12 protein-coding genes are annotated in these 10,391 nt (G+C 73.2%); 7 read left to right on the plus strand and 5 right to left on the minus strand.

Annotated elements, in window-relative coordinates:
* The 3 genes from WD250_12325 to WD250_12335 form a co-directional block, all read left to right on the plus strand.
* On the plus strand, positions 1 to 701 hold a 701-nt coding region (locus WD250_12325; protein MEX2620989.1), incomplete at its 5' end, for a metal-dependent transcriptional regulator.
* Positions 698 to 1,891 carry an NADP-dependent malic enzyme gene (locus WD250_12330; GenBank protein ID MEX2620990.1) on the plus strand — a complete coding sequence of 398 codons (1,194 nt, stop codon included), beginning with the start codon at positions 698 to 700 and terminating at the stop codon, positions 1,889 to 1,891. The genes WD250_12325 and WD250_12330, both read left to right, overlap by 4 nt.
* Positions 1,888 to 2,430 (plus strand): NUDIX domain-containing protein, encoded by a 543-nt coding sequence (locus WD250_12335; protein MEX2620991.1) that lies wholly within the window; start codon positions 1,888 to 1,890, stop codon positions 2,428 to 2,430. The genes WD250_12330 and WD250_12335 overlap by 4 nt, the downstream gene beginning before the upstream one ends.
* 9 nt (positions 2,431 to 2,439) lie before the next feature.
* Here WD250_12335 and WD250_12340 read toward each other — a convergent pair whose 3' ends face one another.
* Together WD250_12340 and WD250_12345 are read right to left on the minus strand one after the other, a co-directional pair.
* The gene (locus WD250_12340) at positions 2,440 to 3,411 is read right to left on the minus strand and encodes a DMT family transporter (GenBank protein MEX2620992.1); all 972 of its coding nucleotides are present in this window, start codon (positions 3,409 to 3,411) and stop codon (positions 2,440 to 2,442) included.
* A complete protein-coding gene (locus WD250_12345; GenBank protein MEX2620993.1) occupies positions 3,408 to 4,070 on the minus strand; it encodes an alpha/beta fold hydrolase in 663 nt (220 codons plus the stop codon). The genes WD250_12340 and WD250_12345 overlap by 4 nt, the downstream gene beginning before the upstream one ends.
* Before the next feature lie 194 nt (positions 4,071 to 4,264).
* Here WD250_12345 and WD250_12350 point away from each other — a divergent pair, with 194 nt between their 5' ends.
* Together WD250_12350 and WD250_12355 are read left to right on the plus strand one after the other, a co-directional pair.
* Positions 4,265 to 4,942, plus strand: coding sequence for a YdcF family protein (locus WD250_12350; protein ID MEX2620994.1), 678 nt, complete (start codon positions 4,265 to 4,267; stop codon positions 4,940 to 4,942).
* Between the two features lie 176 nt (positions 4,943 to 5,118).
* Complete coding sequence (locus WD250_12355; GenBank protein ID MEX2620995.1) at positions 5,119 to 6,027, plus strand: transglycosylase SLT domain-containing protein; 909 nt, start codon at positions 5,119 to 5,121, stop codon at positions 6,025 to 6,027.
* A 6-nt stretch (positions 6,028 to 6,033) separates the two neighbouring features.
* Here the strand turns inward: WD250_12355 and WD250_12360 are convergent, their stop codons facing one another.
* The 3 genes from WD250_12360 to WD250_12370 form a co-directional block, all read right to left on the minus strand.
* Positions 6,034 to 6,735, minus strand: a complete 702-nt coding sequence (locus WD250_12360) for a GAF and ANTAR domain-containing protein (GenBank protein MEX2620996.1) — start codon at positions 6,733 to 6,735, stop codon at positions 6,034 to 6,036.
* Positions 6,736 to 6,982: 247 nt separating this feature from the next.
* Positions 6,983 to 8,290, minus strand: coding sequence for a hypothetical protein (locus WD250_12365; protein MEX2620997.1), 1,308 nt, complete (start codon positions 8,288 to 8,290; stop codon positions 6,983 to 6,985).
* Positions 8,291 to 8,304: 14 nt separating this feature from the next.
* Complete coding sequence (locus WD250_12370; GenBank protein ID MEX2620998.1) at positions 8,305 to 8,784, minus strand: MarR family transcriptional regulator; 480 nt, start codon at positions 8,782 to 8,784, stop codon at positions 8,305 to 8,307.
* A gap of 122 nt (positions 8,785 to 8,906) precedes the next feature.
* Between WD250_12370 and WD250_12375 the strand changes: the two genes are divergently transcribed.
* Together WD250_12375 and WD250_12380 are read left to right on the plus strand one after the other, a co-directional pair.
* Positions 8,907 to 9,428 (plus strand): VOC family protein, encoded by a 522-nt coding sequence (locus tag WD250_12375; protein MEX2620999.1) that lies wholly within the window; start codon positions 8,907 to 8,909, stop codon positions 9,426 to 9,428.
* A 62-nt stretch (positions 9,429 to 9,490) separates the two neighbouring features.
* On the plus strand, positions 9,491 to 10,063 hold the full coding sequence (locus WD250_12380) for a YceI family protein (GenBank protein MEX2621000.1): 573 nt from the start codon (positions 9,491 to 9,493) through the stop codon (positions 10,061 to 10,063).
* The last annotated feature ends 328 nt before the right edge of the window (positions 10,064 to 10,391 follow it).

Below are 10,391 nucleotides of genomic sequence, written 5' to 3' on the forward strand. Positions count from 1 at the left end.
GGTCGCGCAGCGACCGCCCCCCAGGATCCGAGGAGACGCCCATGACGCCGCTCATCGACGCCACGGAGATGTATCTCCGCACGGTGTGGGAGCTCGAGGAGGAGCGCATCACCCCGATCCGCGCCCGGCTCGTCGAACGCCTCGGGCTCTCCGCGCCCGCGGTCAGCGAGACGGTCGCGCGCCTCGAGGACGAGGGGCTGATGCGCATCGGCGCCGACCGCACCCTGGCCCTGACCGACAAGGGCCGGGAGCTCGCCACCAGCGTGATGCGCAAGCACCGCCTCGCCGAGCTGCTGCTGACCGAGGTCATCGGGATGGACTGGACCCACGTCCACAACGAGGCGTGCCGCTGGGAGCACGTCATCTCCGACGCGGCGGAGGCGCGCATCGCCGCGGTCCTCGGCGACCCGGCGCTCTGCCCCTACGGCAACCCCATCCCCGGCTCCAGCACCACGGTCGAGCCCGTCGAGCTCATCACGATGACCGACGCCGCCAAGCAGGGCGACGAGGCGCTCATCCAGCGCATCTCCGAGCGCCTGCAGGTGGACGTCGACGCGCTGGCGTTCATCCGTGACCACGAGCTGCTGCCCGGCCGGCGGCTCGGGCTGTCCGCGGACGGCGGGTTCGTGGTCGTCGACGGGGGTCGGGTCCGGGTGCCGACCGCGATCGCTGACCTGGTCTACGTCTCCACCGCCCCATGACGGGTGGCCCACCGCCCGACGACCGGGTCTTCGAGGTGCACAGGGGTGGCAAGATCTCGATCGCCACCAAGCTGGCGGTGACCACCCGCGAGGACCTGGCGGTGGTCTACACGCCCGGGGTCGCCCGCGTGTGCTCGGCCATCGCCGAGGACGCGAGCCTCGCGCGCACCCTCACGATCAAGGGCAACAGCGTCGCGGTCGTCACCGACGGGTCGGCGGTGCTGGGCCTGGGCGACATCGGGCCGGCGGCGGCGATGCCGGTGATGGAGGGCAAGGCGATGCTGCTCAAGGACTTCGCCGGCGTCGACGCCTACCCGATCTGCCTGGACGAACGCGATCCCGACCGGCTGGTGGACATCATCGCCGCGCTCTCGGTGGGCTTCGGGGGCATCAACCTGGAGGACATCTCGGCTCCGCGGTGCTTCGAGGTCGAGGGCAAGCTCCGCCAGCGCCTGGACATCCCGGTGTTCCACGACGACCAGCACGGCACCGCCGTGGTGGTCCTGGCTGCGCTGCACAACGCGGTGCGCCTGGTGGGCAAGGAGGTCGGGCCGGACCTGCGGGTGGTCGTCCAGGGCATCGGGGCGGCGGGCATCGCGGTGTCGAACCTGCTGATGGCGGCCGGGGTGGTCGACCTCGTCGGGGTCGACCAGGCCGGCATCGTCACGCAGCGACGCAAGTCCGCCCGTGACCCGATCTTCCGCCGGTTCGGCAAGCAGAGCAACCCCCGCAACCTCGAGGGCGACAAGGAGGTCGCGCTGGAGGGGGCGGACGTCTTCGTCGGGCTGTCCGCAGGCGACACCATCACGAGCACGCACCTCGGCCTCATGGCCGAGGACGCCATCGTGTTCGCCATGGCCAACCCGGTGCCCGAGATCGATCCCGTCCTGGCCCGCCGGCACGCGGCGGTCGTGGCCACGGGCCGCAGCGACGAGCCGAACCAGATCAACAACGTCCTGTGCTTCCCCGGCCTGTTCCGCGGGCTGCTCGACTGCCGGGCCCGTGAGGTCAACGACGACCTGAAGCTCGCGGCCGCCGCGGCCATCGCCGCCATCGTCGGCGAGGCCCGCTCCCCCGAGTACGTGATCCCCTCCCCGTTCGACCGCGCGGTCGTGCCCGCGGTGGCCCAGGCGGTCGCCGAGGCCGCCGAGGCCACGGGGGCGGCTCGCGTCGCCGCCGACCCGTCGTGAACACGGCCGTGGCGGACCTGCGCACAGCGGTGGCGGCCCGTTCGCCCATCGACGAGCGCGAGGCGGACTCGGTCGTGCGCTTCGTGGGGGCTCTGGACCGCCTGGCCGCGCCGTTCGACGAGGCCGCCGATCCCACCCATGTCACCGGCTCGGCGATCGTGGTCGGCCCCAGGGGGGTCCTCCTGCACCGCCACAAGCGCCTGGGCATCTGGATGCAGCCCGGCGGCCACGTCGAGCGCGGTGAGACGCCGTCGGAGGCCGCCGCCCGCGAGACCGTCGAGGAGACCGGTGTGTCGGTCGCCCACCCGCCCGCCGGACCGCGCCTGGTGCACGTCGACGTGCACGCCGCTCCCCGCGGGCACACCCACCTCGACGTGCGCTACCTGGTGCACGCCGGGGACGTGGCGCCCGCGCCACCGGCCGGCGAGAGCCAAGCCGTGTCGTGGTTCACCTGGACCGACGCCGTCGCGGTCGCCGACCCCGCCCTGGTCGGCGCACTGCGGGCCGTCCGGGCCCTGGGCGCCGCTCCCAGCGGGTAGCGGCGGGCGTCACCCGCCGCGCGGGATCCCCTGCTGCAGGGGGTCGGCGTCGGCGGGTCGCACGGACCCTGCTCCGGGGGGTCGTGCCGGCGGCAGCGGGACCACGCGGTGCAGGCGCCCCTCGGCCAGGGCGACGCCGAGGATGACCACCGCGGCGCCCGCGAAGAGGTTCCACCCGACGGGCTCGGACAGGACCGCCACGCCCAGGAGCACAGCCACCACGGGGATGAGGTAGGTGACCATCGACGTGCTGGTCGCCCCCGCGTCCGCGATCAGGCGGTAGTAGAGCAGGTAGGCGACCCCGGTGCCGACCGCGCCCAGCACGGCGACGGCGCCCACGACGGTGCCGGTCAGGGCCACCTCGCCGCGGGCGAGCAGCGGCGCGGCGACCCACAGCAGCACCGCGGCACACCCCAGCTGCCCCGCAGCCAGGCTGACGGGCGGGAGACCGCTGCCGGAGACGAACCGGCGGGTGTAGACGAACGCGATCGCGTAGCAGCAGGAGGCCCCGAGGCACGCCAGCTGCCCGCTCACCGAGCTCGTGAGCGGGTTGCTGTCCCAGGGCCCCACCACCAGGATCACGCCGACCAGCCCCAGCGCCAGGCCGAGGACACGTGCCGGCGAGAGCCGCTCCTGCGGCAGGAGGGCGACGGCGAAGACGAGGGTGAACAGCGGTGTCGAGCCGTTGAGGACCCCGGCGAGTCCCGAGGTGATCCGCTGCTCGCCGTAGCCGAACAGGAAGAACGGCACGATGTTGGCGACCACGCCGAGCACCACCAGGTGGCCCCAGAGCCTGAGGCCACGGGGCAGCGGCTGGCGCCGCACCGCCAGGATGGCCCAGAGCACGAGCGCCCCGGCCGACACCCGGCCGACCACGATCTGCAGCGGGCTCAAGCCCTCCAGCGCCAGCTTGATCAGCAGGAAGCTCGCGCCCCACGCCAGGGCGAGCGCCCCGAGCCGTGCGAAGCTCGCCCGGCTCACCGGGCTTCGGTGTCCCCGGCCGGGACCTCCTCGAGCCAGTCGGCCACGACGGCGGTGATCTCGTCGAGGATCTCGCCGGGCCCACGACCGTCGACCTTGCGGACCGCGAAGGCGTGGTCTGCCCCGGCAACCACGTGGACCTCCGAGTCGACGTGGGCCAGTCGCGCCCGTCGCTCGCGTTCCAGCAGCGCGAGGTCGCACAGGGGATCGCGGTCGCCCTGCACGAACAGCAGCGGCACGGTCAGGTCGCCCCAGTGGTCGGTGCGCAGGCGCTCCGGACGGCGGGCGGCGTGCAGGGGATAGCCCAGCAGGACCAGGCCGGCGCACGGCTGGCCCGTGGCGGCGACGCGACTGGCGATCCGCCCGCCCATTGAGCGTCCCCCGAGCACCAAGGCGCGCCCCCCCATCTCGCGCCTCGCCACGCCGACCGCGTCGAGGAACGCCGCCTCCAGACGCGCCGGGGGGTCAGGGGGTTTGCGGCCCGCCTCCGCGTAGGCGAAGTTGAAGGTGAGGACCGGGTGCCCGCGGTCCGCGAGGCCCCGTCCGACGGCCAGCAGCACCGGGTTCGTGATGTCCGTCCCGGCTCCGTGCCCGAGCACCAGGCCGACCCGCCCGGTGTCGCGGCGCGGCTGCCAGAGGACCGCGCTCGTATGCGCCACCGCCTGAGGTGGCCGCAACGGCACGCGCAGACGACGGGTTCGAGCAGGGGACACGCCAGGCTCCGGAAGGGGGCGGGGACCGTTCGCGGGATGCTACCGCTTGCCACGGCGGCAGCGGGCCGAGCACACCACCCCCGCGCACGCTACCGTCGCGGGCGGAGCACTGACCCACGTCGAGGGGGTTCAAGACGCACATGAGGCGCGTGGTGGTCGCAGCGGTGCTGGTGCTCGTCGCGTACGTGGGCGTCACCTTCGCCCAGGTCTGGCAAGCCTCCCTGCGTGACGAGGCCGGACCGGTGCAGGCGATCGTGGTGCTGGGCGCGGCCCAGTACGACGGACGGCCCTCCCCCGCGCTGCAGGCCCGGCTCGACCACGCCGCCGACCTCTACGACCAGGGGCACGCACCGGTGGTGTGGGTCACGGGCGGGCAGCGTCCCGGTGACCGCACCACCGAGGGCAAGAGCGGCTACGACTACCTGCGAGCCCGGGGTCTGCCCGACGAGGTACTCCAGATCGAGAACCAGGGCCGCAGCACCTGGGAGTCGCTGGCGGCCACCGCCCGCTTCCTGCACGAGCGGGACACCACCGACGTGCTCCTGGTGTCCCACCCCTACCACTCGTACCGCATCGCCGGCATCGCCCGGCAGCTGGGGCTGACCGCCCACGTGTCGCCGACGACGGTCCACTCGGCCCGCGGGCTCGAGCCCGCGCGGGCGCTGGCCCGGGAGACCGCCGCCGTCGCGATCGGCCGGCTGGTGGGCTACCGCCGTCTCACCGGCCTCGACGAGCGGCTCCCGGACCGCATTCCGCGCGCTGCCGCCGGTGCGCTCACGGCCACACCAGGCACGGCCACAGATAAGGGTGCATTGTGAACCGACGTGCCCTGAGACGTGAATCGCTGGAGCGCCAGCGGAGGCGATTCTCCGCTGTGCCGGGTGTGGCGGTCGCGCAGCGACCGCCCTGGGTGCCGACACGTGAATCGCCGGAGCTTGCGGAGGAGATGCTCTGCTGCGCCGGGTGGGGCGGTCGCGCAGCGACCGCCCTGAGAATGCTGATCTTGGTGCTGTGCGCCGCGGCGCTGGCCGCGTGCGACGACGGCGGCGAGCCCCCCGGCGACAGCGCGGAGGTGACCGAAGCGGCGGAGGACGCCGATCCCCCACCCGAGCCCGACCCCGATCCCGACCCCGACCCCGCCGAGGAGATCGAGCCCGAGCGCGCGGAGCCCGCCGAGCCCCCGGTGCCGGCCGGGGACGCCGAGGGCTTGGCCCGCCAGATCGCCGAGGCGGAGCAGGTGATCCGCAGCGACGGTGCCGGCGACGCGCAGATCGCGACCGCCGCCCACGTCCAGCAGGCCGCCGCCCGGCACCTGGCGCGCTCCCCCGGGCTGCGCGACCAGGTGCTCCCGCTGGTGCCCGAGGCCCTGCGTGGGCCCGTGGCGGCCCACGTCGAGGCGGCGACCGACCTCGGCGCGCTGACCACGCCGCAGCCGGAGCTCCCGGCCTGGCGGATCGTGGCGCCACCGCCCCCAGGGCAGCTGCTGGCGCACTATCGGGAGGCGCAGGAGGCCTTCGGCGTCGAATGGGAGTACCTCGCCGCGATCCACATGGTGGAGACGCGGATGGGACGGATCCAGGGCACCAGCTCGGCCGGCGCACAGGGCCCCATGCAGTTCATGCCGGGGACGTGGGCGGCCTACGGGGAGGGCGACATCAACAACCCGCGGGACGCGATTCTCGGCGCGGGCCGCTACCTGGCGGCCAACGGCGCGCCCGCCACCATGGACAACGCCCTGTTCCGCTACAACAACAGCAACGCCTACGTCCGGGCGATCACGACCTACGCCGGGCAGATGCAGGCCGATCCGCGGACGTTCCAGGGCTACTACCGCTGGCAGGTGTACTACCGCCACGTGGACGGCGACCGGCTGCTGCCGGTCGGCTACGACGGCGCCACCTGAGCCCTCCTACAGGTCGAGGCGGCCATCCACGACCTCGCGCGCGACGTCGTGCAGCTTGCGGTTGGACCCGCGGGCGTGGCCCCGGAGCAGACCGAAGGCCTGGTTCAGGTCCAGGTCCTTGCGGGCGGTGAGCATGCCCTTGGCCTGCTCGATCACGATGCGGCTGTCCAGGGCGTGCTGCAGCTGCTCGGCCAGGCGCTTGGTCTGCTGCAGCTGCTGGGCGTGGAGGATGTAGCCGGTGGCCATGTCAGCCAGCAGCCGGGCGGCCGCCACGTCCTCGTCGGTCCAGGTGCGCACCTGCGTGTGGTACAGGTTGAGGGCGCCGATGCACTCGTCGCCGACCGCCAACGGGATGCCGGCCGCCGACGCCATGCCCGCCTCCAGGGCCGCGGGCGTGAAATCCCTCCACTGCACAGCCGTGCGCAGGTCCTCGATGATCACCGCCTTGCGCTGCTGATGCGCCTCGTGGCAAGGGCCCTCGCCCGCGCGGGTCTGTATCTGCTCCACGCGGGCGATGCGCTCGTCGGTGGCCGTGACGAACTGCAGCACGTCGTGGTCGTCGGCGAGGGAGACGCCCGCACCGTGGATCCCGAGGATGCTCGCGACGTGGTCGCTCAGCAGGTCGAGCGTGTGGCCGATGTCGTAGTCGCGGACCATCGTGCGCACGAACTCGTCCAAGGCAGCATGCAGTCGCGCCTGGTCGGGCATGGCTGGGACCTTCCTGGGCGCGCGAATCTGGCGAGTGCCAGGGGTGCACCAGGAAAGCGCCGGACCCAAGGCAAGCCGCCGAGCCACGCGCCGAAACTGATGCGAATGCTGCGAAGGCGAGACGCATGGTCCAGGCATCCCGTACCCCAACGCTATCAGATCACGTCCCCCCCCCCAGCGCCGAGCTCCCCTCAACCTCCACTCAGCTCAGCTCAGCTCAGCTCAGCTCAGCTCAGCTCAGCTCAGCTCAGTTTGCGGGCCGCGTGACCTCGGGCAGGGTGCGGGCCGCCAGCGCCCCCGCCGTGCCCAGCACGGCGAGGAAGCCCAGCGCGATGCCGATACCCAGCTCGGCCAGCGCCGCCGAGACGCCGCCGGTCACCAGGAGCAGCAGCCCCATGGCGGAGTTCGACGTCGCGACGTAGTCGGTGCGCTGGTTGCCCTCGCCCAGGTCGACCACGTAGGTCTTGCGGCCGATGCGCGCCCCCGTGTGGGCCAGCGCCAACAGCACGTAGGCCAGCGGGTAGAGCCAGGCTGCCGTGCGCAGCGCCTCGACGGTCGTCGCGGCGAGGAGCGCCACGACGACCCCCGACGCCCCGGCGGACGCCAGCGCCATCACCGTTCGGCTCGACCGGTCCGCCAACCGCCCCCACAGCGGCCCGCCGACCAGCGCGGCCAGGCCGGTGGCCGCCACGAACGCCCCGAGCTGGCCGAAGGCCGCGCCGCTCTCCTCGGCCGCGAGCGCCACCACGAATGGCGGTGACAGCGCCGACACGAGCAGCAGGGTCCTCGTGACGACGAACCGGCGGAACGGCTGGTCGCGGCGCAGCAGCCCGACGGCGTGGCCCAGCCAGCCCGCCCGGAGGGAGTCGTCGCTGCCGCCTCCGGGCTCCGCGACGGTGGCGAACACGGTGGCGGCCGCCACCCACGTCAGGGCGGCAGCACCCAGCATCCAGACGAACACCGTCGTCCCCGCCGCCTCGGCGCCGAGCCCCCGGATGGCGACGCCGACGGTGACCGCAACGAGGCCGGAGGCCACCGTGGCGTAGCCGGTCACCCGCCCGCGCCGGCCCTTCGGCACGGTGCGCCCCATGACGTCCTTGGCGGCGATCGACGACACGGACCGCCCCAGGGCGAACAGCGCGAGCGCGGCGATGATCCCCCACCCGGCCGCGGTGCCGGTCGTGGTGGCCACGACCGCGGCCATGACGGCAACGGCCGCCGCCTGCACCCCGGCACCGCCCACCCACAACCACTTGCGGACGGGCAAGCGCCGCACCCACGGCACCAGCCCCGCCTGCGGCAGCAGCGAGCCGGACTCGCGGACGGGGACCAGGAGCCCGGTCAGCCCAGCGGGCGCCCCCACCGTAGCCAGCAGCCAGGCCAGCACCGTCTTGGCGTCCACGACGAAGTCGCCGGCGTGCTGCAGGGTGAGCGCCCCAACCAGCCGCCCGGCGTTGCGCGGGACCTCGGCGCAGACTTCCTCGGGCAGGTCGCCGCACCCGTGCTCCTCGTCCCCGAGGAGGACGCCGTACAGCCGTCGCGTTGGTTCGGCCACCGCCTCCTCCGGTCTCAGAAGCGATCGTCGATGGCCGGCTCGGGCGGGGTGTGGGCGAGCACCGCCTCGGTGATCGCCCGCAGCTGCGCCACCTGTTCGGGGGTGAGGGGATCGAACAGCAGGCTGCGGACCTGCTCGACGTGGCCGGCGGCGGCCGCCTCCAGGGCGGCGAACCCCTCGTCGGTCAAGGCGGCCAGCCAGCCGCGCTTGTCCTCCGGGCAGGCGGAGCGGCGTACCCAGCCCTTCTGCTCGAGGCGTGCCACCGCGTGCGACACACGGCTGCGCGAGGACTGCGAGCGTTCCGCCAGCTGGCTCATGCGCAAGGTGCGGTCGGGGGACTCGGACAGGCGCACCAGGATCTCGTAGTAGGCGTGCGGGATGCCCGACTCCCGCTGGAGGTGGCGGTCCATCTGGGCGAACAGCGTGCGGTGCATGACCAGGAAGGCGCGCCAGGTCTGCTGCTCGTGCTCGTCGAGCCACCGGGTCTCATCCATGGCCCACACGATACCGGGGGATGGTTGAACCCTCAACGATCTCGTGCTAGGATCTCGTCATGAAGGTTGAGCCTTCAACAAAAGGGGTGGAGTCCCCCAAGGGCCCCCCAAGGAGGAGCGCCATGATCACCCGGCTGAACCACGCGGTGCTGTTCGTCAGCGACGTGGCTCGCAGCGTGGCGTTCTACCGCGACGTGCTGGGGTTCCGCGTCCTGCCGGTCGTCCCCGACGGCGTGGACGCCGCCTTCCTCCAAGCGCCCGGGTCCACCAACGACCACGACCTCGGCCTCTTCGGGATCGGAGCCGACGCCGGCCCATCGCAGGCCGGTCGGGCCACGGTGGGCCTGTACCACCTGGCGTGGGAGGTCGACACCCTGGAAACCCTGGGCGCGCTGCAGGACGCCCTCACCGCAGCCGGCGCGCTGACCGGCGCCAGCGACCACGGCACGACCAAGAGCGTGTACGGGCGTGACCCCGACGGGCTGCAGTTTGAGCTGGCCTGGATCGTGCCCGCCGACCAGCTGACCCCGGAGGCGGTGGCCGCTCGCACCACGATCGGCCGCCTCGACCTTCCCGGCGAGCAGGCCCGCTACGGGCCTGCCACCCGAGGCGGCGTGGGCATCTCCCACGGCGAACCCGGGTAGACCCACCCGCGAGATCCCTCTCTGTCCCGTACCGCCCGATAGCCGACACAAGGAGCATGACCATGGCACAAGCAACCGCCGTCCGCACCGTCGCCGGAACCGAGGTCCCCGAGGCCGGCACCTACCAGATCGACCCCACCCACTCGGCTGTCGAGTTCGTCGTCCGCCACCTCGGCCTGTCCAAGGTCCGGGGACGCTTCAGCGACTTCGGCGGCGACATCACGGTCGCCGAGGACGTCACGCAGTCAACGGCGCAGGTGACCATCCAGGCGGCCAGCATCGACACCCGCGCCGAGGACCGCGACACGCACCTGCGCAGCGGCGACTTCCTCGACGTCGAGCAGCACCCGACGCTGCAGTTCACCGTCACGGGCGTGCGCAGGGAGGGCGACGACTGGCTGGTCGACGGTGACCTCACCGTCCGCGGCACGACCCGCCCGGTGACCCTCGATGTCGCGTTCGACGGTGCCGCCCAGGACCCGTGGGGCAACACCCGTGTCGGGTTCACGGCGGGCACCACGATCAACCGCGAGGACTTCGGGCTGACCTGGAACCAGGCCCTGGAGGCCGGCGGATTGCTCGTCGGCCGGGACGTCCGTCTCGAGCTGACCGTCCAGGCCGTCAAGCAGTCATAACGACTGCGCGGGCGCACCGCCTCACAGGGCGGGTTCCCGCCTCGGCAGCGGCCCGGCGAGCGGCACCGTCCACAGCTTGCCGGGCCTTTCGCTGTGCCACGACCAACAGCTTCCGTGCGGGTTTCTCACCGGCCGTGTTGACCGTTGTCGTCGCCCCGCCGGGACCCCTGCATGAGCCACGCGCAGTGCCGCTATGGCCAGGGGTCGGGCGGGGGCACGGTGATGGTGCGGCCGGTGGGGCTGGTCCAGGTGACGGTGCCGGTGGTGTGGTCGAGGGTGGCGGTCCAGTCCTTGTCGTGGAGCTTGTGGTGGCCGGGGCACTCGGGCA

The organism is Egibacteraceae bacterium, from assembly GCA_040905805.1.
Classification (GTDB): domain Bacteria; phylum Actinomycetota; class Nitriliruptoria; order Euzebyales; family Egibacteraceae; genus DATLGH01.

Excerpts from the sequence above, each read along its gene's own strand:
- WD250_12330 (MEX2620990.1), top strand. The coding sequence starts at position 698 with ATGACGGGTGGCCCACCGCCCGACGACCGGGTCTTCGAGGTGCACAGG.
- WD250_12350 (MEX2620994.1), top strand. The coding sequence starts at position 4,265 with ATGAGGCGCGTGGTGGTCGCAGCGGTGCTGGTGCTCGTCGCGTACGTG.
- WD250_12355 (MEX2620995.1), top strand. The coding sequence starts at position 5,119 with ATGCTGATCTTGGTGCTGTGCGCCGCGGCGCTGGCCGCGTGCGACGAC.
- WD250_12360 (MEX2620996.1), bottom strand. The coding sequence starts at position 6,735 with ATGCCCGACCAGGCGCGACTGCATGCTGCCTTGGACGAGTTCGTGCGC.
- WD250_12370 (MEX2620998.1), bottom strand. The coding sequence starts at position 8,784 with ATGGATGAGACCCGGTGGCTCGACGAGCACGAGCAGCAGACCTGGCGC.
- WD250_12375 (MEX2620999.1), top strand. The coding sequence starts at position 8,907 with ATGATCACCCGGCTGAACCACGCGGTGCTGTTCGTCAGCGACGTGGCT.
- WD250_12380 (MEX2621000.1), top strand. The coding sequence starts at position 9,491 with ATGGCACAAGCAACCGCCGTCCGCACCGTCGCCGGAACCGAGGTCCCC.